Raw genomic sequence first — 20,096 nt, forward strand, 5'->3', positions numbered from 1 at the left:
GAACGCGGCCCCCTCGGGCCGAATCGGTACCGTTGGGAGCGACCCCGTGTTCTATTACGTCCTCAAGTACGTGCTGTTGGGGCCCCTGTTGAGAGTGCTGTTCCGGCCTCGCATCGAGGGCCTCGACCACGTGCCTGCCACCGGCGCCGCGATCATCGCCGGCAACCACCTCTCCTTCTCCGACCACTTCCTGATGCCGGCCATCCTCAAGCGGCGCATCACGTTCCTGGCGAAGAAGGAGTACTTCACCGGGCCCGGCATCAAGGGCCGGCTCACCGCGGCCTTCTTCCGCAGCGCGGGGCAGATCCCGGTCGACCGCACCGGCAAGGAGGCCGGGCAGGCCGCGATCCGCGAGGGCCTCGGGGTGCTCGCCGAGGACGAGCTGCTCGGCATCTACCCGGAGGGCACCCGCTCGCACGACGGCCGGCTCTACAAGGGCAAGGTGGGCGTCGCGGTGATGGCCCTGAAGTCGGGCGTCCCGGTGATCCCGTGCGCGATGATCGGCACCTTCGAGGCGCAGCCGCCCGGGAAGGTCATCCCGAACGTCCACCCGGTGGCGATCCGGTTCGGCGAGCCCCTGGAGTTCTCCCGGTACGCCGGCATGGAGGACGAGAAGGCGATCCTGCGGGCCGTCACGGACGAGATCATGTACGCCATCCTGTCGCTGTCGGAGCAGGAGTACGTCGACGAGTACGCGTCGGTGGCGAAGGCGCAGCAGGCCGCCGAGCGGGAACGGCGGTTCCCGCGGCTGCCGTTGGGCTGAGCGGGTGCGAACGGTGCGGGGGGCGGCCGACGTTGTGGCCGCCCCCCGCACCGTGTGCGGGTGAGGGTTACGGCTTGGGCGTGGCGTGCGGGCCGCAGGTCACGTCGGCCGCGTCGAGCTTGCCGGTGAGCAGGTAGCTGTCCACCCGCTGGTTGATGCAGGAGTTGACCAGTCCGGTCACGCCGTGGGAGCCCGCGTCCTTCTCGGTGATCAGGCGGGAGCCCTTGAAGCGCTGGTGCAGGCTGACGGCGCCCTCGTAGGGGGTGGCGGCGTCATTGGTCGACTGCACGATCAGGACCGGCGGCAGCTCCTTGTGGCTGGTGACCTCCACCGGGGTCCGCTGCTTGACGGGCCAGGTCGCGCAGGGCAGGTTCATCCAGGCGTTGGCCCAGGTCATGAACGGGTAGTTCTTGTGGAGCGCGGTGTTGTCGCGGTCCCACTTCTGCCAACTGGTGGGCCACTTGGCGTCGGTGCACTCGACGGCCGTGTAGACGGCGTTGCCGTTCTCCGAGGAGATGTTGCCCGCGGTGTCCGACAGGTCGGGAGCCGCGGCGTCGATCAGCGCCTGGGTGTCGCCGGCGACGTACTTGCTGAAGACGGTGGCGACCGGCACCCACGACGAGTCGTAGTAGGGCGCGCTCTGGAAGAAGCTGATCAGCTCGGCCGGTCCGACGACCCCGCCGAGGGGCTTCTTCTTGGCGGTGGCGCGCAGGTCGAGCCACTTGGCCTGGACGGCGGCGCGGGTGGTGCCGAGGTGGAAGGCGGCGTCGTTGGCGGCGACCCAGTCCTGCCACTCCTTCCAGCGGCCCTCGAAGGCGATGTCCTGGTCCAGGTTGGCCTGGTACCAGACCTTCTCGCGCGACGGGTTGACGACGCTGTCGACGACCATGCGGCGCAGGTGGCCGGGGAACATCGTGCCGTAGACGGCGCCGATGTACGTGCCGTAGGAGACGCCGAGGTAGTTGAGCTTCTTCTCACCGAGGGCGGCGCGGATCACGTCGAGGTCGCGCACGGTGTTCGGCGTGGTCATCTGGGCCAGCGTCTGCTTGCCGGTGCGCTCGGCGCAGCCCTTGGCGTAGGCGGCGGCGAGCTTGCGCTGGACGCGCTTGTCGGCCTCGGAGTCGGGCACCGGGTCGAGCTTCGGCGCCTTGACGAACTCCTGCGGGTCCTGGCAGGAGATGGGCGCGGAGTGGCCGACGCCGCGCGGGTCGAAGCCGACGAAGTCGTACGCCTTGGCGACGTTCGCCCAGACCGGGTTCTTGTTGGTGACCCGGGTCGGGAAGCGCAGACCGGAGCCGCCGGGGCCGCCGGGGTTGTAGACGATCGCGCCCTGGCGCTCGGCCTTGGTGCCGGTGTTGCCGATGTGGTCGACGGCGAGCTTGATCTGCTTGCCGTAGGGCTTGGCGTAGTCGAGCGGGACGCTGACCCAGCCGCACTGGATGGGGGCGACGAGACCCCAGTCGGCGGGGCAGTCCTTCCAGTCGATGCCGGTCTTCGCGGCCCGTTCCGCCGCGATGGCCGCGCCGCGCGCCTCACGGTCCTGGCCGTGCCGGGTTCCGGCGCTGGCCGAGGGCGCGGCGACGGCGCCGGCTATCAGCGCGGCGGTGACGAACACGCCGGCGGAACCGAGCGCCGCCGCCCGCCTGTTCGTTCTGATACCCCTCAAGTGGGACCTCCCCGTACATCGTTTCGATTCGGTACGGGGGATCCTCGCTGCTGTGAGCTTCCTGAGAACAGGGGTCGTTGACCTTCTTTGCCAATCCGATAGCCGGAATGTGATGTCCCGCTGAGCGGTCAGGGCAGTTGACCGAGGGCTTCGTCCAACACCCGCCGCAGCAGCCGGGCGTCGGCCGCGACAGCGGTCACCAGGACGGCGGGCCCGGCGAGCGGCACCAGTGCGGCCCCCTCTCCGAGCAGTCGTGCCCGAGGCGGATCGGCGGCGAACTCGGGTCTCACGAGCAGCAGTTGGCCGACGGCGCGGTGGCCGCCGAGCACGGCGGGGCCGTCCCAGCCGCCGGGGGCACCGGGACCGCAGGCCAGCTCCTGGTCGAGGACCAGCCCCCCGCCGATCCGCAGCGTCAGACGGCTGGTGAGCCGGCCGGGCTCCTCGCCGAACCGTCCGAGCACCTGCTCCTCGCGCAGCACGATCCTGGCCCCCTCGCCCGCCTCCACCCGGGTGGTGACATACAGGTCGCTGCCGGCCGCCGAGATCAACTGCTCGGGCAGCCAGGTCAGTTCGCCGCCCTCGGCGATGTCGAGGTGGACGTCGTAGCGGGCCTCGCCCTTGGCCTGGCCGGGCAGCGCGATGGTGGCGGCGGCCGAGCCGACCCGCAGCCGGGCGCCGCTCTCCACGGCCGCCCGCACCGCGAAGCGGTCGCCGCCGAGCGGGCCGCTCATCGCGCCGACGAGCATCACCCGGGCCTCGTCCCCGCTCCCCCGGGTGCGTCGCGGGGCCAGCGGCCCGTCACCTTCCAGGACCGGCAGGGAGGTGCCGCCCCGGCCGTCGGCGCGGGCGACGATCCGGGCGGTGGCGCGGACCCCGCTCACGCTCACACGCTCCAGGCGGCGAGCCGCCCGCGCACCCAGGCCGCGACGTCGTCGACCCCGCCCTCGGCGCGCAACGACTGGAGGATCACGGGCAGTTCGCCCCGCTGGGCCTTGGCGTCGGCCGCCATCCGCGCCAGGTCGGAGCCGACGTAGGGGGCGAGGTCGGTCTTGTTGACGACGAGGAGGTCGGCGGTGGTCACGCCGGGGCCGCCCTTGCGCGGGATGTCGTCGCCGCCCGCCACGTCGATCACGAAGATCTGCGCGTCGACGAGGCCCTTGGAGAAGGTGGCGGTGAGGTTGTCGCCGCCGGACTCGACGAGGATCAGGTCCAGCGGGCCGACCTCGTCCTCCAGGTCCTCGACGGCTTCGAGGTTGGCCGAGATGTCGTCGCGGATCGCGGTGTGCGGGCAGGCACCCGTCTCCACCGCGCTGATCCGCTCGGGCGGCAGCACGGCCTCGCGGAGCAGGAACTCGGCGTCCTCGCGGGTGTAGATGTCGTTGGTGACGACGGCCAGCGACAGTTCGTCGCGCAGCGCCCGGCAGAGGGCGGCGACGGTGGCGGTCTTGCCCGAGCCGACCGGGCCGCCGAGCCCGACGCGCAGGGCACGCCGGGTCCCGTCGGGGCGCCGGGCGTCGGCGCTGACGGCGAGGGCGCCGTCGTGGAGGTGATCGAGGTGCATGTACGGCTCCTAAAGTGCTCTGTGCCCTGGGGCGGCAGCCCCCTGGCTCACGACGCGAACAGGCGTACCGGCCAGCCGGCGTGCGCCTCCGCGCCGATCTCCGACAGCGGGGCGGAGGCGGCGGGCAGGGCGTCCACGCCGTCCGTGGCGGCCCGGCGGGCCGCCTCCACGGCCCGGTCCGCGACCTGGTCCGTCTCGGGTGCCAGCCGGGCCAGGACCCCGGTCGCGTCGAACGGGTCGAGGCTCAGCAGCCGCACCGTCGCCGACGCGGGCCCGCTCACGCTCTCGTAGGCCGCGCAGTACGCGGCGTCGAGCGGTCCGAGACCGGCGGCGCGTGCCGTGAGCCCCAACACCACAGGCTGGTGCGCCCCCTTGGGGAACGCCCGTGCCAGCGCGTCGAGTTCGGCGGCCGGCCAGGTCGCCCGCGCGGCCCGGGTCAGTTGCCTGCCCAGCTTGCGGGCGGCCGTGCGCAGCGCGGGTGAGGGGGTGCGCGCGTCGGCCGCCGCGTCCAACTCCCTTACGTCCAGGCCGAGGCAGGCCGCCGCCGCGAGGGAGGCGGCGACCAGGCCGGTGGTGTGCAGCCGGCCCCGGCAGAAGTCCGCGAGGCCGGCGGCGCCGGTGACCCGGCCGTCCTTGACGGCGGCCTCGGCCCCGCCGGAGTGCGCGTGCCCTCCGGCGGGGAACCGGCCGTCGGCCAGGACCAGCAGTGCCGACCTGGACATCAGAAGAGGAAGTAACGCTGGGCCATGGGCAGTTCGGCGGCGGGCTGGGCCTCGACCAGCTCGCCGTCGATGTGCACGGCGAAGCTGTCCGGGTCGATCAGGACCTGGGGCCTCGCGTCGTTCTCCCGCATGTCCGCCTTGGTCACCGCGCGCGTCGACTCGATGGCGACGAACCGCTTGCCGAGCTGGAGCCGTTCCGGCAGTCCGTCCTCGATCGCGAGCGGCGCCACGAAGTTGAAGGAGTTGGCGGCGGGCGCCCGGCCGATCGCGCCGAACATCGGGCGCGGCAGGATGGGTTGCGGGGTCGGGATGGACGCGTTGGCGTCGCCCATCTGCGCGTAGGCGATCTGACCGCCCTTGAGCACCAGGAGCGGCTTGACACCGAAGAACGCGGGCTCCCACAGCACCAGGTCGGCGAGTTTGCCGGTCTCGACCGAGCCGATCTCCCGGGCGAGGCCCTGGGCGAGCGCCGGGTTGATCGTGTACTTGGCGACGTAGCGCCTGACCCGGTGGTTGTCGGCGCGGCCGTCGCCCGGCAGGGCGCCCCTGCGGCGCTTCATCACGTGCGCGGTCTGCCAGGTGCGCAGGATCACCTCGCCGATCCGGCCCATGGCCTGGGCGTCGGAGGAGATGATCGAGATGGCCCCGAGGTCGTGCAGGACGTCCTCGGCGCCGATGGTGGAGGGCCGGATGCGGGACTCGGCGAACGCGAGGTCCTCGGGGACGGCCGGGTTGAGGTGGTGGCAGACCATCAGCATGTCGAGGTGTTCCTCGGCGGTGTTGACGGTGTACGGCCGGGTGGGGTTGGTGGAGCTGGGCAGCACGTGCGGCTCGGAGACGACGGTCATGATGTCGGGCGCGTGCCCGCCGCCCGCGCCCTCGGTGTGGTAGGCGTGGATGCCTCGGCCGCCGATCGCGGCGAGGGTGTCCCCGACGAATCCGGCCTCGTTGAGGGTGTCGGTGTGGATGGCGACCTGGACGCCGGTCCGGTCGGCGACGGTGAGGGCCGCGTCGATGACGGCGGGCGTCGAGCCCCAGTCCTCGTGCAGCTTCAGGCCGAGGGCGCCGCCGCGGATCTGGGAGAGCATCCCCTGCTGGGAGACGGTGTTGCCCTTGCCGAGGAGACCGATGTTGACCGGGTGGCCCTCCATCGCCTCCAGCATCCGGGCCAGGTGCCAGGGGCCGGGCGTCACGGTGGTGGCCTTGGAGCCCTCGGCGGGTCCGGTGCCGCCGCCCACCAGGGTGGTGACACCGGAGGCGAGCGCCTCGTCGGCGACCTGCGGGCAGATGAAGTGGACGTGCGCGTCGACGGCGCCGGCCGTGAGGATGCGGCCGTTGCCCGCGATGATCTCGGTCTCGGGACCGATCACCAGGTCCGGGTGGACGCCGTCCATGGTGTCGGGGTTGCCGGCCTTGCCGATGCCGGTGATCCGGCCGTCGCGGATGCCGACGTCGGCCTTGACGATGCCCCAGTGGTCGATGATCAGCGCGCCGGTGACGACGGTGTCGGGGGCGCCGTCCGCGCGGGTGGCGAGGGACTGGCCCATGGACTCGCGGATGACCTTGCCGCCGCCGAAGACGGCCTCGTCGCCGGCGAGCCCGGGGCCGCCGCTGCGGTCCTCCTCGATCTCGACGAGCAGATCGGTGTCGGCGAGCCGGACGCGGTCGCCGGTGGTGGGGCCGAAGAGGTCGGCGTAGGCGGCACGGGAGATCTCAGGCATCGAGGGCACCTCCGGTCTCCCCGCGCAGTCCGGGCACGACCCGGGCACCGGCGAGGGGGACGAGTTCGACGTCGACGGGGATACCGGGCTCGAAGCGGACGGCGGTGCCGGCGCTGACGTTCAGCCGCTTGCCGCGGGCCGCCGCGCGGTCGAAGTCGAGTCCGGGGTTGGCCTCGGCGAAGTGGTAGTGGGAGCCGACCTGGACGGGGCGGTCGGCGGCGTTGAGCACGGTCAGGCGGGTGACCTCGCGGCCCGCGTTGTAGACGACCGGGTCGTCCGCGAACAGGATCTCTCCGGGAATCACGGGCGCACCTCAGACGATCGGTTCGTGGACGGTGACGAGCTTGGTGCCGTCCGGGAAGGTCGCCTCGACCTGGACGTCGTGGATCATCTCGGGGACGCCTTCCATGACGTCGTCCCGGGTGAGCAAAGTCCGTCCCGAGGCCATCAGCTCGGCGACGGTCCGGCCGTCGCGGGCGCCCTCCAGGATGTGGGAGGTGAGGAGCGCGACCGTCTCCGGGTGGTTGAGCCGCAGCCCGCGGGCCCTGCGCTTCTCCGCCACGTCAGCCGCCACATGGATCAGCAGCCTCTCCTGCTCGTGCGGGGTCAGTTGCACATCACACCTCACAGTCCTCGCTCCGGGCCGCGCGGGGCCCGGATTGCCGCGGCCACGGGGCGACGTCCCTGGTGGCGTGGATCGGCAGGCTAATTGGGCAGGGTTTCGAACAAGTTAACCTCGCGGTGATCACGCGACCCGGCCCGGGGCCGCTTCCCGGCACCCTCGGCGGAACGTATACGGCGGCGGCGGGGCGGCACGGGCCGGCCGCGGGGAGACGACGGGAGTCCGCGCGGGCAGGCCGCCGGGCGGCGGGGGCGCCACCGCCGGGCGCGAGGGCGCCGGACCGCGGTTCAGGTTCAGGGGCCGCCGGGCCGCCGGTGCTCCGCCGCGACCCCGTAGCGCTGGTGCTCACGCGGGGCGGAGGCGACCTCGCGGACGGCGGAGACGGAGCTGACGACGGGCTCGTCAGCGGCGGCGTCCAGCTCGGCGAGCCGCTCCAGGTCGGCGGCCGAGACCAGGGCGACCAGGGGCTTCCCGTGCCGCGTCACGACCACGCGCTCGCCGCCGTACACCACCCGATTGATCAGGTCCGCCAGCTCGGCCCTGGCTTGGGTCACGGGAATCTCGTAGGCCATGGCCCCTAGCTTACGGCGGCCCTCCGACACCGGGCCGGGCCGGGAAAGGGGAGGTCGCCGGGCACGGGAGAGCGGTCGCCGGGGCCGGGAGCGGTAGGACGTCCGGGCGGAGCGGGGGGCGTCCGAGCCGGAGCGGAAGGCCGTCGGGTCGGGTCGTCGGGGGCGCCGGGCTGGGGCGCGGAGGCGCGGGCCGCTCCTTTGGGCGCGCCGGGCCCGTCGCACCGTCACCAGCGCGCGCACCGGCGGCAGTCGAGCCGCCGCACCCCGACCGACCGGGGCGGGCGGGGGCGTTGGCGACGCGGATGTCCGCGAACGCCACCCCACCGTCTGTACGTCCTGTACATTTTCGACGGAGCGCTCCGCCAGGGGCCGGCTCCGACTCAGGAGGGGTACGTCATGACCAGAGGGTCCGCCCGCCACGTCCTGCCCGAGATGACCGCGATGGGGACGGCGCGCCCTGGGCGGGACCCGGCCCAGGACACCCGAGAGGCCGTGGCCCACGGGCCGGTGGACCCGATCGTGGCCGGCCTCGGGTCCGCCGCCGTGCCGCCCACCGGGCGGTGAGCCGCCGATGCTGCCGCCCGAGCTGCCGCCACTGCCCGCGCTGACTCGCGCCGAGGGCGAACTGATCGACCGTTACCTCGACGCCGTCGACCTGCTCGGCCGGATCAACCCCGGCCGGCACGGGGACACCTACGCCGGACTGCGGGCGGCGCAGGCCCTGGTGGCGCGGGCCACCGAACTGCGGGACGCGCTCGCGACGATGCACCAGCGCGGCGAGAGCGAACTGCACGCGCCGACCCTCGCCCGCGCCCTGCGGGTGCTCGACGGCGAACGCCGTACGGCCCGGGTCACCCTGCCGCCGGCCACGGGAAGTTGACGTACAGCCACGCGGTGTCCAGGAGCCGGTCGAAACGGACCAAACGACTTACCCCCATTCGAAGGACTCATGACTGCTCATCAGGGACCTCGGAGTTGCGCATCCCGCGTACCGCAGCGCCGCCGAGAGGCCCTTCGCCGCTGGTCCGGGCGTCCCCCACGCCCTCGGCCGCGGCGCGCGGCGGCAGATGTCCACCCGAACGGGCGAGTGGTGAGGAACAACACAAATACCCGATTGCATTGGGATTTTCAGACATCCGTACGCCAAGATCCGTGACGACGACAAGCCCCCGCCGCAGCGGCGGGGCGATCCGGGCGGACGCCGAGTCCTGCCGCCGCCCGGATGACCGGTCGACAGGAGTGGATCGGCAGGAGTGGAGGACCCGAGCACGACGGGTCGCCGGGACGGTCACGCCATGACCGGGTCCGAGCAGCCCTTGGGGTGAAGCCGCGACCGCGCGGCCGGGCAACTTCGCCAGCCCGAATCCGACAGGTCATCCTTCACAGGCGGCTGACGAAGGGTTGCGCATGACTGCGCTCAATCGTGTCCCGTCGCTCATGGTCAGGGCCGGTACGGCCTCGGCCCTCACGATCGCCGCCGTGGGCGGTTCGGTCGTGGTCCCCGGTGTCGCGTCGTCCGCGGCGGCCGCCGCGCCGGCGACGAAGGCACTTCAGGTGGCGGCGTCCAAGAAGGGCTCCCCCTACCGGTACGGCGCCACAGGACCTGGTCGCTTCGACTGCTCCGGGCTCACGTTGTACTCGTTCAAGAAGGCGGGCAAGAGCCTGCCGAGGACGGCCGCCGGGCAGTACAACAAGACCCATCACGTGTCGTCCAAGAGCCGCAAGGCCGGGGACCTCGTGTTCTTCCACTCGGGCTCCAGCGTCTACCACGTCGGCATCTACGCCGGTAAGGGGAAGATCTGGCACGCCCCCAAGTCCGGGGACGTGGTGCGCCTGCAGAAGATCTGGACCAAGAGCGTCTGGTACGGCCGGGTCAGCTGACCCTCCCCCCGAGGGCACCGGCAGCTTCGCCGTCGCCGTCAGGGCCCGTCCCGGCCCCGCGGCGGCGGCACCGCCGTTCCCGGTCCTGAGGCGGCGGCCACGGGGCCGCTACGGCTCCTGCCGGCCCGCTCGCGACACCGGGCGGGCCTCGACCGTCCACGGCAGTTCGATGGAGACGGTCTTGCCGCCCTCCCGGGTGGGCCACACCCGCACCCGGCCGCCGCACTCGGCGGCCAGCCAGCGGATGATCACCATGCCCCGGCCGTTGTCCTGCTGCACGGCGGCCGGCAGCCGCTTCGGGAACCGGGGGTGGCTGTCGGTGACCCCGACGCGCAGCCGCTCGTGCCGTTCGAGCTCCATCACCACGGTGAAGGTCGGCGACTGGCCGAAGGTGTGCTGCACGGCGTTGGTGGCCAGCTCGGAGACGATCAGGCGGATGGTGTCGGCGGCGTCGCTGTCGGCCGCGAGGCCCCACTCCGCGAGCGCCGACACCACGTAGCCGCGGGCCGCGGAGACCGATGCGGGCTCGCTCGGCAGAGTGACGGATGCTTCCAGGTGGTCTGCCATGGCGACGTCGTCCCTTTCCCTCGGGACCGGAGTCCGACATGGAACGGATGGTTCGAGTACGGTCCCGGACTGGTGGTTCGCCGCCAGACTGCCATTACCGCGCCCGTCCCGGCTGGCGATCCCCCAAGATATGCATATATCTGTCGCTCGAAGCGGTGAACTCTGCGACGCGAGACCGTATTTGAGTGGCCCGGAAGGAGTAGGGAGTACTCCATGCAACATGGTCCCGCGGTGCGCCGCCGGAAACTCGGCGCGGAACTGCGCACCCTGCGGACGGTCGCGGGGTTCACGAGCGGCGAGGCCGCCCGCATCGTGGGATGGCACCAGTCGAAAGTCAGCCGGATCGAGACCGGCGCCAGTGGGGTGAAACAGGCCGATGTGCGGTTACTGCTGGACGCGTACCGGGTGGCCGATCCCCAACAGCGCGAACTGCTCATGGTGTTGGCGGGCGGCGACGAGGGCGGCAACGGCGGACACCACTGGTGGCACGCCTATCGCGGGGTGCTTCCGCCGACGTACCGGGACTTCATCAGCCTGGAGTCGCAGGCGAGCGCGATGGCCACACTGGAGACCTCCGTGGTGCCGGGACTGCTCCAGACCCCGGAGTACGCGCGGGCGGTGACCAGCGCCGCCGTCGGGGGCCTCGACGACGAACGGCTCGACGCGCTGGTCGAGGTGCGGCTGGCCCGCCAGCATGTGCTGCGCGGCCAGCCGCCGTTGCGGCTCAGCGCGGTCCTGGACGAGGCGGTGCTGCGCCGTGAGATCGGCGGCCCTGGCGTGATGGTGCGGCAGCTGCATCGCCTGATCGAGGCGGCGGAACTCCCCCAAGTGCGACTCCAGGTACTGCCGTTCACTGCCGGGGCGCATGTGGGCGTGACCGGCCCTTTCGTTATTTTCTCATTTTCGAGCACTTCTGATCTGGACGTGGTGGTGCTCGACCACTTGACGAGTAGCCTCTATCTCGAACGGAAAGAAGACCTCCGGGCCTACACCGAGGCCTTCACCACCCTTCAGATCCGCGCCCTCTCGCCCGAGGATTCGTTGGATTACATCGCCGGGATAGCTGACGGCGCGTAAGGAGGCACCATGTCAGCACTGCCTCGGAACGTCCTTTCCACCGCCGAACTGCACGGCGTGCGCTGGCTGCGCAGCAGCTACAGCACGGGAGCGAACAACTGCGTCGAGACGGCCCTGACGCGCTCGGGACACCGTGCCGGGCTGCTCGCCGTCCGCGACTCGAAGGAACCGGCGGGGCCCGCGCTGCTGTTCTCCCCCGACAGCTGGGCGGGGTTCACGGCCGCGTTCCGCGTCTGATCGGACGCCGTCCGACCGGGCACTCCGCACCTGAACAGTTCTGATCGGTTCCAGCATGACTCCACCCAGTCTGTTCGGATCTGAGCGAGTCTGATCACTTCCCTCTCGGACGACGCACGGCCGTGTCACGCCGACTCATGGTCGCGTCTCGCCGATCACTCGTACAGCGCGTTCGATCTGCTCCCCGGAGAGATCCGCACGGGCCGTCAGCCTGAGCCGGCTGATCCCGTCGGGCACGGAAGGAGGACGGAAACACCCCACGGCCACCTGGGCGGCACGGCAGTCGGCCGCCCAGCGCACGGCCTCCTCCGGGGACGGGGCACGTACGGAGACCACCGCGGCGTCCGGGCGCACCGCCTCGTGGCCCGCGGCGGTCAGCCGTGCGTGCAGTTCCGCCGCGACCCGCCGGGCGCGCGCGGCCCGCTCCGGCTCCCGGCGCAGCAGCCGCAGCGCCGCCAGGGCCGCTCCGACGGAGGCGGGCGCGAGTCCGGTGTCGAAGATGAACGTCCGTGCCGCGTTGACCAGATGGTCGATCACCCGGGCCGGCCCGAGGACCACCCCGCCCTGGCTGCCGAGCGACTTGGAGAGCGTCGCCGTCACCACGACGTCGTCGGCGCCCGCGAGCCCCGCCGCGTGCCCCGCGCCGCGCCCGCCGTCACCGAGGACCCCGAGCCCGTGCGCGTCGTCCACCAGCAGACCCGCGCCGAACTCCCGGCAGACGGAGGCCAGTTCGCCCAGCGGAGCGGCGTCGCCGTCGACCGAGAACACGGTGTCGGACACCACGAGCGCGGGTCCCTCGTGCGCGCGCAGCGCCTTGCGCGCCGCCTCCGGGTCGCGGTGTCCGACGATCTGCCGCTCGGCGCGGGCCAGTCGGCAGCCGTCGATCAGCGAGGCGTGGTTGCCCGCGTCACAGACCAGGAGCGTGCCGTGCGGGGCGAGCGCGGTGACCGCGGCGAGGTTCGCGGTGTACCCGGAGGAGAAGACGAGGGCCGCCTCGAACCCGCAGAACACGGCGAGTTCGCGTTCCAGCTCGGCGTGGAGTCCGGTGGTGCCGGTGACCAGCCGGGAGCCGGTCGAGCCCGCGCCCCAGGTGCGGGCGGCGCGCGCCGCGCCCTCGACGACCTCGGGATGGTGGGCGAGACCCAGGTAGTCGTTGCCCGCCAGATCCAGGAGCGGGGCGTCCGCCGGGCGCGGGCGGAGGGTCCTGACGAGACCGGCGCGGCGCCGCAGCTCCGCCTGCTCGTCGATCCAGCCGAACGCCATGGCTCCTCCGGGCTTTTTGTAGGCAGTGAACAGACATTAGCCGTCGGGCACGCGCCGAAGGATGTGGCGATACCCACACGTCGAAGTGGCTCTGTTGTATGAAGTCTCCTTTGCCTGGGCGGGTCAGGTAGGCAAGGATCGGCTTCCATGGACCTGCTGAACACGCTGGTGGACAAGGGGCTTCGGCGCGAGCTGCCGACCCGCGAGGAAGCGCTGGCCGTCCTCGCCACTTCCGACGACGACGTGCTGGACGTGGTGGCCGCGGCCGGCCGGGTGCGCCGGCAGTGGTTCGGCCGACGGGTGAAACTCAACTATCTCGTCAACCTGAAGTCCGGGCTCTGCCCGGAGGACTGCTCCTACTGTTCGCAGCGGCTCGGCTCCAAGGCCGACATCCTCAAGTACACGTGGCTCAAGCCCGACCAGGCGTCCGAGGCGGCCGCCGCCGGGCTCGCCGGGGGCGCCAAGCGGGTGTGCCTGGTGGCGAGCGGGCGCGGTCCGACCGACCGGGACGTGGACCGGGTCTCGCGGACCATCAAGGCGATCAAGGACCAGAACGAGGGCGTCGAGGTCTGCGCCTGCCTCGGACTGCTCTCCGACGGCCAGGCCGAACGGCTGCGCGAGGCGGGCGCCGACGCCTACAACCACAACCTGAACACGTCCGAGGGGACGTACGGGGAGATCACCACCACCCACACCTACGCCGACCGCGTCGACACCGTGCGCAAGGCGCACGCGGCAGGGCTCTCGCCGTGCTCGGGCCTCATCGCCGGCATGGGCGAGACGGACGAGGACCTGGTGGACGTGGTCTTCGCGCTGCGCGCCCTCGACCCGGACTCGGTCCCGGTCAACTTCCTCATCCCGATGGAGGGCACCCCGCTCGCCCAGGAGTGGCACCTCACCCCGCAGCGCTGCCTGCGCGTCCTCGCGATGGTGCGGTTCGTCTGCCCTGACGTGGAGGTGCGGATCGCGGGCGGGCGCGAGGTCCACCTGCGCACGCTCCAGCCGCTGGCCCTGCACCTGGCCAACTCGATCTTCCTCGGCGACTACCTGACCAGCGAGGGGCAGGCAGGACAGGCCGACCTCGACATGATCGCGGACGCCGGGTTCGAGGTGGAGGGCGCCGGGGAGACGACCCTGCCGAGGCACCGGGCGACGGCGGCGGCCCAGGGCGGCTGCGGCTCCCACGGGGACGCGGACGGCGGGGGCTGCGGGGCGCACGCGGGCGCGGACGGCGGTGGCTGCGGCTCCCACGCCGACGGCGGCGGGTGCGGGGCGCGGGGCGACGGCGGTGAGGGCGGCGTCCGCGGCTCGGCGCCCGTGGCCGCTCCCGCGTCCGGACCCGCGGCGGCACCGGCCGTACCGGCGGGCGCGCGGGCGGCGGGCGAGGCGCGCACCGACCTGGTGACGTTCCGGCGCCGCGGGGCGGGGACGGATCTCGCCCCCAATGCCTGAGCTGTCCTCGCCCGCGCTGTCCGGCCCCGGGCCGGCCGCGCCCGCGCCGGCCGCGCCGCGCCCTCCCGCGCCCGCGCTCTCCGTGCCGGAGCTGCTGGAGCTCGACCGGCGGCATGTGTGGCACCCGTACGGGCCGATGCCGGGCCGGGGTGAGCCGCTCGTCGTGGAGTCGGCGAGCGGGGTGCGGCTGCGGCTCGCCGACGGCGCGGGCGAACTGGTCGACGGGATGGCGTCCTGGTGGTCGGCGATCCACGGCTACAACCACCCGGTGCTGAACGAGGCCGCCCACGCGCAGCTCGGCCGGATGAGCCATGTGATGTTCGGCGGGCTCACCCACGAGCCCGCCGTGCGGCTGGCGAAGCTCCTGGTCGAGCTGGCGCCAGAAGGTCTCGAACATGTCTTCCTCGCCGACTCGGGTTCGGTGTCGGTGGAGGTCGCCGTCAAGATGTGCCTCCAGTACTGGCGCTCGCTCGGCCGGCCAGGCAAGCACCGGCTGCTGACCTGGCGCGGCGGCTACCACGGCGACACCTGGCAGCCGATGTCGGTGTGCGACCCCGACGGCGGGATGCACGACCTGTGGAACGCAGCGCCCGGGGTGCTGCCCCGGCAGGTGTTCGTGGACGCGCCGCCCGCCGGGTACGACGAGGCGTACGCCGAGCGGCTGCGGGCCGAGATCGCGCGGCACGCCGACGAGCTGGCCGCGGTGATCGTGGAGCCGGTGGTGCAGGGCGCGGGCGGGATGCGGTTCCACTCCCCCGCGTATCTGCGGGTGCTGCGCGAGGCGTGCGACGCGCACGACGTGCTGCTGGTGTTCGACGAGATCGCGACCGGGTTCGGCAGGACGGGCGCGCTGTTCGCGGCCGACCACGCGGCGGTGGCACCGGACGTGATGTGCGTCGGCAAGGCGCTGACCGGCGGCTATCTGACGATGGCGGCGACGCTGTGCACGGCGCGGGTGGCCGACGGCATCTCCCGCGGCGCGGTGCCGGTCCTCGCCCACGGTCCGACGTTCATGGGCAACCCGCTGGCGGCGGCCGTCGCCTGCGCCTCGATCGAACTGCTGGTCGGCCAGGACTGGCGGGCCGAGGTGGGGCGGATCGAGACGGGGCTGCGGGACGGGCTCGCCCCCGCGGGTGAGCTGCCCGGGGTACGGGACGTGCGGGTGCTCGGCGCCATCGGGGTGGTGCAGCTCGACCACCCCGTGGACATGGCGGCGGCGACCCGGGCCGCCGTCCGGGAGGGCGTGTGGCTGCGGCCGTTCCGCGACCTCGTCTACACGATGCCGCCGTACGTCACCGGGGACGCGGACGTGGCACGGATCGCCCGCGCGGTGTGCGCGGCGGCGCGGGAGGGATGACATGACGGTCCTGGTGATCACGGGCACGGGCACGGAGGTCGGCAAGACGGTCACGACCGCCGCCGTCGCCGCCACCGCCCTGGCGGCCGGCCGCACGGTGGCGGTGCTGAAGGCCGCCCAGACGGGTGTCCGGCCGGACGAGCCGGGGGACGCGGCCGAGGTGGCGCGGCTCGCGGGCGCCGTCTCGACCACCGAACTCGCCCGCTACCCCGACCCGTTGGCGCCGGCGACGGCCGCGCGGCGGGCCGGTCGGGCGCCGGTGCGTCCGTGGGAGATCGCGGAGGCCGCCGCGAAGCTGGCCACCGAACACGATCTGGTGCTGGTGGAGGGGGCGGGCGGGCTGCTGGTCCGGTTCGACGCGGACGGCGGCACGCTGGCCGACGCGGCGGTCCGGCTGGGCGCGCCGGTGCTCGTGGTGGCGACGGCGGGCCTCGGCACCCTCAACACCACGGAGCTGACGGCCCGTGAACTCGCGTCCCGTGGGCTGGAGTCGGCGGGTGTGGTGATCGGCAGCTGGCCTGACTCCCCCGACCTGGCGACGCGGTGCAATGTGACCGACCTGCCCGAGGTGGCGGGCGCCCCGCTGCTCGGCGCCCTGCCGGCCGGCGCGGGGGCCCTGTCACCCGCCGACTTCCGCGCCGCGGCGCCGACGTGGCTGGCGCCCCGGCTGAACGGCACCTGGGACGCTGCGGAGTTCGGGGCCCGCGAGGCGCTGTGACGACACCGTCACGCAGGTCGGCGGTGAGGGGAGGCGTTGTCCGGGCGGGAGTTCAGACCCTGTCCGGACGGGAGTTCAGACCGTCCACCGGCGCAGCTCCTCGGCGATGTCGTGCACCGTCGCCTCGCCGTTCTTCACCAGCCGGGCCAGTTCGCGGACCTGTACGGGCGAGGTCGCGACCTTGAGGCCGCTGGCGACCAGGTAGGCGTAGGCGACGGCCGACGCGAACAGCGCGTTGGAGCGCTCCAACGCCGGTACATGGACGAGGAGTTGGAGCAGGGCGGCGGCGCGGGCGTGCGGGGTGTCGTAGACCGGGACGTCGAATATCTCGGCCTCGTGCCGGGCGACGGCCGCGACGAGGGCGCCCCAGTCGGCGACCTGGGGGTCCCCCGGCGTCTTCTGTTCGGCGAGCATGAGGAGCCAGGCGAGGTCGATACTGAGGCGGCTCAAGGGATCAGTGGCGACCTTCGCGCGGGCCCTGGCTGCCGGTGCCGCGTCCTTCGGCCTCGGCGCCGAACTCCTCGGCGAAGACCGACTCGTACTGCTTCATGAAGTCGGCCGCCGCCTGTACGAAGGTGTGGCCCACTTCGCCGGTGTCCTGTCGGACCAGTTCCTCGATGTAGCGGTTGACGCTGATGCCGCGGGACAGCGCGCGTTCGCGGGCGGCGGCGGCCGTGCCCTCGTCCACCCGTACGTTCAGCTGGGTCTTCGCCATCCCTCGAAGCTAGCGCGGAACCGCTAGCAGCGGCAAGGTGGCGCGTGCGCGGCCGGCGGCGCTCCGGCCCCGGGAGACGCGCGCCGGGGCGCGCCGGTCCGCGCGGGCTGTCCGGATGGTGGAATTCCGGGCGCGGGGCGGTTGCCCACTGCTGGGATCACCGTATGAGCGCACCGCACATCAGGGCCGCGGGCCCCGCAGATCTGGACACCGTTCTCGCCTTCTGGCGGACGGCGGCCGAGGGAACGAGCATCAGTGACGACCGGGCGGGGGTCGAGCGGCTGGTGGAGCGCGACGCCGGGGCGCTGATCCTGGCCGAGCGGGACGGTGAGCTGGTCGGCACGGTGATCGCCGGGTTCGACGGCTGGCGCTGCCATCTCTACCGGCTCGCGGTGCACCCGGGGCGGCGCCGCCAGGGCATCGGCTCGGCGCTGCTCGCGGCGGCGGAGGAACGGTTCGTCGCGCTCGGCGGCCGACGGGCCGACGCGATGGTCCTGACCCGCAACAAGAACGCCCACCACGCCTGGGACGCGGCCGGGTACGGGCCCCAGGACCAGTGGCTGCGCTGGGTGAAGCCGCTCACCGGCTGAGGCCACCCGAGCGGAATACTTTGCAGGTACTTTACGATTGGAGGATCATCGTCCCCCTTTCGGGGGTGATCCGATCCTCCATGAAAGGTGTGAGCGTCCGCCCATGGGCGAACCTCCCAGTAGCAAGCGCGGCGTACGACATCGCGCGCTCCTCCCCTCCCTGCCCGATCCTGGGACGGAGGTGACCCGATGACCGAAGTGCTCCTCCTGCTGGTGGCGATCCTGCTCTCGCTCGCCTGTGGCGCCTTCGTCGCCGCCGAGTTCTCGCTGACCACGGTCCAGCGCAGCGATCTCGAACAGGCGGTCGAACGCGGTGAGCGGGGCGCCGAGGGCGCCCTCAAGGCCGTACGGAACCTGACGTTCCAGCTCTCCGGCGCCCAGCTCGGCATCACCGTCACCAACCTCGTCGTCGGCATGCTCGCCGAACCGTCGATCGCCAAGCTGATCGCGGGCCCGCTGGAGTCGATCGGCATCCCGGGCTCGACGGCGTCGACGCTGGCGCTGGTCCTGGGCACCGCGCTGTCGACGGTCTTCCTGATGGTCGTCGGCGAACTGGTCCCGAAGAACTGGGCGATCTCCTCACCGCTGGCCGTCGCCAAGCGGGTGGGGAACGCCCAGCGCTGGTTCAGCGCGGCCTTCCGGCCCTTCATCTCCCACCTCAACAACACCGCCAACCGGGTGGTGCGCCGCTTCGGCGTGGAACCCACCGAGGAGCTGGCCGCCGCCCGCGGCCCCCAGGAGCTGGCCGCGCTGGCCCGCCACTCCGCCAAGGAGGGCGCCCTGGAGGCGGACACCGCCGAGCTGTTCGTGCGGACCCTGAACCTCGCCGACCTGACCGCGGAGAACGTGATGACCCCGCGCGTCCAGGTGATGGCCCTGGACTCCCGTGCGACCTGCGAGGACGTGGCGAACGCGACCAGGGCGACCGGACTCTCCCGGTTCCCCGTCTACCGGGGCAACCTCGACTCGGTGGTGGGCGTCGCGCACATCAAGGACGTACTGGCCGTGCCCGGCGAACGCCGCGCGCGGGTGCCCGTCGCCGAGATCATGCGCGAGCCGCTGTTCGTCCCCGAGACCCTCACCGTCGACCGGCTCCTCGACCGGCTGTCCGGCCGGCGCACCATGGCCGTCGTCATCGACGAGTACGGCGGCACCGCCGGGGTGGCCACGCTGGAGGACATCGTCGAGGAGGTCGTCGGCGAGGTGCGGGACGAGCACGACCCGCACGAGACCCCCGGGCTCGCCCCGGCCGGCAGCGACGACGACGGCCACGCGCTGTTCTCCGCGGACGGCGCGACCCGCGTCGACCAGCTCGCCCGGGTCGGCCTGCGGGCCCCCGAGGGCCCCTACGAGACGCTCGCCGGACTGGTCGCGACCGAACTGGGCCGCATCCCGGCCGTCGGCGACAGCGTGACCGTCACCGGATGGCGGCTCGACGTGGTGGACGCCTCAGGGCACCGGGCGGCGCGCGTACGGATGCGGGCGCCCGCCGAGAACACAGCCGCCACGGACGACGCCGGCACCACGACGGCCGACGCGGCCGGCGGGAGGAACGCCCGATGACCGCCGTCCAACTGCTGATCGGACTCGCGACGCTCGTCGTGAACGCGTTCTTCGTCGGCGCCGAGTTCGCGCTGATCTCGGTGCGCCGCAGCCAGATCGAACCGCACGCCGAGGAGGGCGACCGGCGCGCGAAGAGCGTGCTGTGGGGCCTTCAGCACGTGTCCGCGCTGCTGGCGGCCGCCCAGCTCGGCATCACCCTGTGCACGCTGGTGCTCGGCGTGGTCGCCGAGCCGGCCATCGCGCACCTGCTGGAGCCCGCCTTCCACGCGGTGGGCGTGCCGACGGGCGCCGGGCACGCGGTCTCCTTCGTGATCGCGCTGGCCCTGGCGACGTATCTGCACATGCTGCTGGGCGAGATGGTCCCGAAGAACATCGCGCTCGCCGAGCCGGTGCGCAGCGCCCTGCTGCTCGGACCGCCGCTGGTGGCGCTCTCCCGGGCGCTGCGCCCGGTGATCTTCGCGGTCAACGCCTTCGCGAACACTCTGCTGAAGCTGCTCAAGGTGGAGGTGAAGGACGAGGTCACGGCGACCTTCTCGGACGCCGAGCTGGCCCGTCTGGTGCAGGACTCCGGGGAGGCCGGTCTGATCGACGACCGGGCGCTCGAACGCCTGCACGACGCGTTGGAGCTGGGCCGCAGGCCGGTGCGGGACGTGGTGCTGCCGCTGGAACGGGTCGTCCACGCGCGCGTGGGCGTCACCCCCGAGCAGTTGGAGCGGCTCTCCGCGCAGTCCGGGTTCTCGCGGTTCCCCGTGGTGGACGAGAACCGGCGGATCGTCGGCTACCTCCATGTGAAGGACGCGCTGGACGCCATGCCTCGGGACCTGCCGTTCCGGGTGCCCGACATGCGGCCCATCGCGCGCGTGCGGGCCGTCACACCGCTGGACGATGTCCTCACCGCGATGCGCGGCAGCCGCACCCACCTGGCGGCCGTACTCGGTGACGACGGCCGCCTCGCGGGCCTGGTGACCATGGAGGACGTGCTGCAGGAACTGTTCGGGCAGCGCGCCTGAGCCGGTGCCTCGGCGCCCCCGGGAGGCTTCCCGCGCGGG

24 protein-coding genes are annotated in these 20,096 nt (G+C 72.8%); 12 read left to right on the forward strand and 12 right to left on the reverse strand.

Annotation, left to right across the window (positions count from 1 at the left end; genetic code table 11):
- Positions 1–46: 46 nt before the first annotated feature.
- Entirely contained in the window at positions 47–763 is a 717-nt protein-coding gene (locus tag DDJ31_RS05555; protein WP_127181404.1) for a lysophospholipid acyltransferase family protein, read from the forward strand.
- Positions 764–830: 67 nt separating this feature from the next.
- Here the strand turns inward: DDJ31_RS05555 and DDJ31_RS05560 are convergent, their stop codons facing one another.
- The 8 genes from DDJ31_RS05560 to DDJ31_RS05595 form a co-directional block, all read right to left on the reverse strand.
- Positions 831–2,429, reverse strand: coding sequence for an alpha/beta hydrolase (locus tag DDJ31_RS05560; RefSeq protein ID WP_127181403.1), 1,599 nt, complete (start codon positions 2,427–2,429; stop codon positions 831–833).
- A 128-nt stretch (positions 2,430–2,557) separates the two neighbouring features.
- A complete protein-coding gene (locus DDJ31_RS05565; protein WP_240678268.1) occupies positions 2,558–3,316 on the reverse strand; it encodes an urease accessory protein UreD in 759 nt (252 codons plus the stop codon).
- Positions 3,313–3,990 carry an urease accessory protein UreG gene (gene ureG / locus DDJ31_RS05570; protein ID WP_127181401.1) on the reverse strand — a complete coding sequence of 226 codons (678 nt, stop codon included), beginning with the start codon at positions 3,988–3,990 and terminating at the stop codon, positions 3,313–3,315. Before ureG ends, DDJ31_RS05565 begins: the two co-directional genes overlap by 4 nt.
- Before the next feature lie 47 nt (positions 3,991–4,037).
- Positions 4,038–4,712, reverse strand: a complete 675-nt coding sequence (locus tag DDJ31_RS05575) for an urease accessory protein UreF (RefSeq protein WP_127181400.1) — start codon at positions 4,710–4,712, stop codon at positions 4,038–4,040.
- Positions 4,712–6,433, reverse strand: a complete 1,722-nt coding sequence (locus tag DDJ31_RS05580; protein ID WP_127181399.1) for an urease subunit alpha — start codon at positions 6,431–6,433, stop codon at positions 4,712–4,714. Before DDJ31_RS05580 ends, DDJ31_RS05575 begins: the two co-directional genes overlap by 1 nt.
- On the reverse strand, positions 6,426–6,737 hold the full coding sequence (locus DDJ31_RS05585; RefSeq protein ID WP_127181398.1) for an urease subunit beta: 312 nt from the start codon (positions 6,735–6,737) through the stop codon (positions 6,426–6,428). Before DDJ31_RS05585 ends, DDJ31_RS05580 begins: the two co-directional genes overlap by 8 nt.
- Positions 6,738–6,746: 9 nt before the next feature.
- A complete protein-coding gene (locus tag DDJ31_RS05590; protein WP_127181397.1) occupies positions 6,747–7,049 on the reverse strand; it encodes an urease subunit gamma in 303 nt (100 codons plus the stop codon).
- Positions 7,050–7,348: 299 nt separating this feature from the next.
- Entirely contained in the window at positions 7,349–7,627 is a 279-nt protein-coding gene (locus tag DDJ31_RS05595) for a type II toxin-antitoxin system Phd/YefM family antitoxin (RefSeq protein ID WP_127181396.1), read from the reverse strand.
- 396 nt (positions 7,628–8,023) lie between these two features.
- Between DDJ31_RS05595 and DDJ31_RS05600 the strand changes: the two genes are divergently transcribed.
- From DDJ31_RS05600 to DDJ31_RS05610, 3 genes are all read left to right on the forward strand, one after another.
- Positions 8,024–8,191: a hypothetical protein gene (locus DDJ31_RS05600; RefSeq protein ID WP_164785034.1), complete on the forward strand. Its 168-nt coding sequence runs from the start codon at positions 8,024–8,026 to the stop codon at positions 8,189–8,191.
- Between the two features lie 7 nt (positions 8,192–8,198).
- Positions 8,199–8,507 carry a hypothetical protein gene (locus DDJ31_RS05605; RefSeq protein WP_127181395.1) on the forward strand — a complete coding sequence of 103 codons (309 nt, stop codon included), beginning with the start codon at positions 8,199–8,201 and terminating at the stop codon, positions 8,505–8,507.
- A gap of 527 nt (positions 8,508–9,034) precedes the next feature.
- Positions 9,035–9,508 carry a C40 family peptidase gene (locus tag DDJ31_RS05610; protein ID WP_127181394.1) on the forward strand — a complete coding sequence of 158 codons (474 nt, stop codon included), beginning with the start codon at positions 9,035–9,037 and terminating at the stop codon, positions 9,506–9,508.
- 108 nt (positions 9,509–9,616) lie between these two features.
- On the opposite strand, the gene DDJ31_RS05615 is transcribed toward DDJ31_RS05610, so the two are convergent.
- Positions 9,617–10,075, reverse strand: a complete 459-nt coding sequence (locus DDJ31_RS05615) for an ATP-binding protein (protein WP_127181393.1) — start codon at positions 10,073–10,075, stop codon at positions 9,617–9,619.
- A gap of 213 nt (positions 10,076–10,288) precedes the next feature.
- Between DDJ31_RS05615 and DDJ31_RS05620 the strand changes: the two genes are divergently transcribed.
- Both DDJ31_RS05620 and DDJ31_RS05625 read left to right on the forward strand, forming a co-directional pair.
- Positions 10,289–11,152, forward strand: a complete 864-nt coding sequence (locus tag DDJ31_RS05620) for a helix-turn-helix domain-containing protein (RefSeq protein ID WP_127181392.1) — start codon at positions 10,289–10,291, stop codon at positions 11,150–11,152.
- Positions 11,153–11,161: 9 nt separating this feature from the next.
- Entirely contained in the window at positions 11,162–11,389 is a 228-nt protein-coding gene (locus DDJ31_RS05625) for a DUF397 domain-containing protein (protein WP_127181391.1), read from the forward strand.
- A 135-nt stretch (positions 11,390–11,524) separates the two neighbouring features.
- Here the strand turns inward: DDJ31_RS05625 and DDJ31_RS05630 are convergent, their stop codons facing one another.
- Positions 11,525–12,652 carry an 8-amino-7-oxononanoate synthase gene (locus DDJ31_RS05630; RefSeq protein ID WP_127181390.1) on the reverse strand — a complete coding sequence of 376 codons (1,128 nt, stop codon included), beginning with the start codon at positions 12,650–12,652 and terminating at the stop codon, positions 11,525–11,527.
- 147 nt (positions 12,653–12,799) lie between these two features.
- Between DDJ31_RS05630 and bioB the strand changes: the two genes are divergently transcribed.
- Genes bioB through bioD form a run of 3 tightly spaced genes read left to right on the forward strand, consistent with a single transcriptional unit; the run spans position 12,800 to position 16,179 of the window.
- On the forward strand, positions 12,800–14,104 hold the full coding sequence (gene bioB / locus DDJ31_RS05635) for a biotin synthase BioB (RefSeq protein ID WP_127181389.1): 1,305 nt from the start codon (positions 12,800–12,802) through the stop codon (positions 14,102–14,104).
- Positions 14,097–15,461: an adenosylmethionine--8-amino-7-oxononanoate transaminase gene (locus tag DDJ31_RS05640; protein WP_431028691.1), complete on the forward strand. Its 1,365-nt coding sequence runs from the start codon at positions 14,097–14,099 to the stop codon at positions 15,459–15,461. Before bioB ends, DDJ31_RS05640 begins: the two co-directional genes overlap by 8 nt.
- 1 nt (position 15,462) lies before the next feature.
- Positions 15,463–16,179 carry a dethiobiotin synthase gene (gene bioD, locus DDJ31_RS05645; protein ID WP_127181388.1) on the forward strand — a complete coding sequence of 239 codons (717 nt, stop codon included), beginning with the start codon at positions 15,463–15,465 and terminating at the stop codon, positions 16,177–16,179.
- A gap of 75 nt (positions 16,180–16,254) precedes the next feature.
- Here bioD and DDJ31_RS05650 read toward each other — a convergent pair whose 3' ends face one another.
- Both DDJ31_RS05650 and DDJ31_RS05655 read right to left on the reverse strand, forming a co-directional pair.
- On the reverse strand, positions 16,255–16,629 hold the full coding sequence (locus DDJ31_RS05650; RefSeq protein WP_127181387.1) for a fic family toxin-antitoxin system, toxin component: 375 nt from the start codon (positions 16,627–16,629) through the stop codon (positions 16,255–16,257).
- A gap of 4 nt (positions 16,630–16,633) precedes the next feature.
- Positions 16,634–16,894: a toxin-antitoxin system HicB family antitoxin gene (locus tag DDJ31_RS05655; protein ID WP_127181386.1), complete on the reverse strand. Its 261-nt coding sequence runs from the start codon at positions 16,892–16,894 to the stop codon at positions 16,634–16,636.
- Between the two features lie 164 nt (positions 16,895–17,058).
- Between DDJ31_RS05655 and DDJ31_RS05660 the strand changes: the two genes are divergently transcribed.
- The 3 genes from DDJ31_RS05660 to DDJ31_RS05670 all read left to right on the forward strand — a co-directional run bounded on the left by DDJ31_RS05660 (position 17,059) and on the right by DDJ31_RS05670 (position 20,057).
- Positions 17,059–17,484 carry a GNAT family N-acetyltransferase gene (locus tag DDJ31_RS05660; protein ID WP_127181385.1) on the forward strand — a complete coding sequence of 142 codons (426 nt, stop codon included), beginning with the start codon at positions 17,059–17,061 and terminating at the stop codon, positions 17,482–17,484.
- A gap of 189 nt (positions 17,485–17,673) precedes the next feature.
- Positions 17,674–19,047, forward strand: a complete 1,374-nt coding sequence (locus tag DDJ31_RS05665) for a hemolysin family protein (protein WP_127181384.1) — start codon at positions 17,674–17,676, stop codon at positions 19,045–19,047.
- A complete protein-coding gene (locus DDJ31_RS05670) occupies positions 19,044–20,057 on the forward strand; it encodes a hemolysin family protein (RefSeq protein ID WP_127181383.1) in 1,014 nt (337 codons plus the stop codon). Before DDJ31_RS05665 ends, DDJ31_RS05670 begins: the two co-directional genes overlap by 4 nt.
- Positions 20,058–20,096 lie beyond the last annotated feature (39 nt).

It is taken from the genome of Streptomyces griseoviridis, assembly GCF_005222485.1.
In the GTDB taxonomy this organism is placed as follows: Bacteria; Actinomycetota; Actinomycetes; order Streptomycetales; family Streptomycetaceae; genus Streptomyces; species Streptomyces hintoniae.

Bases quoted from the DNA above. Each gene is read 5' to 3' on its own strand.
- ureG (WP_127181401.1), bottom strand. From the start codon at position 3,990: ATGCACCTCGATCACCTCCACGACGGCGCCCTCGCCGTCAGCGCCGAC.
- DDJ31_RS05575 (WP_127181400.1), bottom strand. From the start codon at position 4,712: ATGTCCAGGTCGGCACTGCTGGTCCTGGCCGACGGCCGGTTCCCCGCC.
- DDJ31_RS05580 (WP_127181399.1), bottom strand. From the start codon at position 6,433: ATGCCTGAGATCTCCCGTGCCGCCTACGCCGACCTCTTCGGCCCCACC.
- DDJ31_RS05595 (WP_127181396.1), bottom strand. From the start codon at position 7,627: ATGGCCTACGAGATTCCCGTGACCCAAGCCAGGGCCGAGCTGGCGGAC.
- DDJ31_RS05600 (WP_164785034.1), top strand. From the start codon at position 8,024: ATGACCAGAGGGTCCGCCCGCCACGTCCTGCCCGAGATGACCGCGATG.
- DDJ31_RS05605 (WP_127181395.1), top strand. From the start codon at position 8,199: ATGCTGCCGCCCGAGCTGCCGCCACTGCCCGCGCTGACTCGCGCCGAG.
- DDJ31_RS05610 (WP_127181394.1), top strand. From the start codon at position 9,035: ATGACTGCGCTCAATCGTGTCCCGTCGCTCATGGTCAGGGCCGGTACG.
- DDJ31_RS05615 (WP_127181393.1), bottom strand. From the start codon at position 10,075: ATGGCAGACCACCTGGAAGCATCCGTCACTCTGCCGAGCGAGCCCGCA.
- DDJ31_RS05620 (WP_127181392.1), top strand. From the start codon at position 10,289: ATGCAACATGGTCCCGCGGTGCGCCGCCGGAAACTCGGCGCGGAACTG.
- DDJ31_RS05625 (WP_127181391.1), top strand. From the start codon at position 11,162: ATGTCAGCACTGCCTCGGAACGTCCTTTCCACCGCCGAACTGCACGGC.
- DDJ31_RS05630 (WP_127181390.1), bottom strand. From the start codon at position 12,652: ATGGCGTTCGGCTGGATCGACGAGCAGGCGGAGCTGCGGCGCCGCGCC.
- bioB (WP_127181389.1), top strand. From the start codon at position 12,800: ATGGACCTGCTGAACACGCTGGTGGACAAGGGGCTTCGGCGCGAGCTG.
- DDJ31_RS05640 (WP_431028691.1), top strand. From the start codon at position 14,097: ATGCCTGAGCTGTCCTCGCCCGCGCTGTCCGGCCCCGGGCCGGCCGCG.
- bioD (WP_127181388.1), top strand. From the start codon at position 15,463: ATGACGGTCCTGGTGATCACGGGCACGGGCACGGAGGTCGGCAAGACG.
- DDJ31_RS05655 (WP_127181386.1), bottom strand. From the start codon at position 16,894: ATGGCGAAGACCCAGCTGAACGTACGGGTGGACGAGGGCACGGCCGCC.
- DDJ31_RS05660 (WP_127181385.1), top strand. From the start codon at position 17,059: ATGAGCGCACCGCACATCAGGGCCGCGGGCCCCGCAGATCTGGACACC.
- DDJ31_RS05665 (WP_127181384.1), top strand. From the start codon at position 17,674: ATGACCGAAGTGCTCCTCCTGCTGGTGGCGATCCTGCTCTCGCTCGCC.
- DDJ31_RS05670 (WP_127181383.1), top strand. From the start codon at position 19,044: ATGACCGCCGTCCAACTGCTGATCGGACTCGCGACGCTCGTCGTGAAC.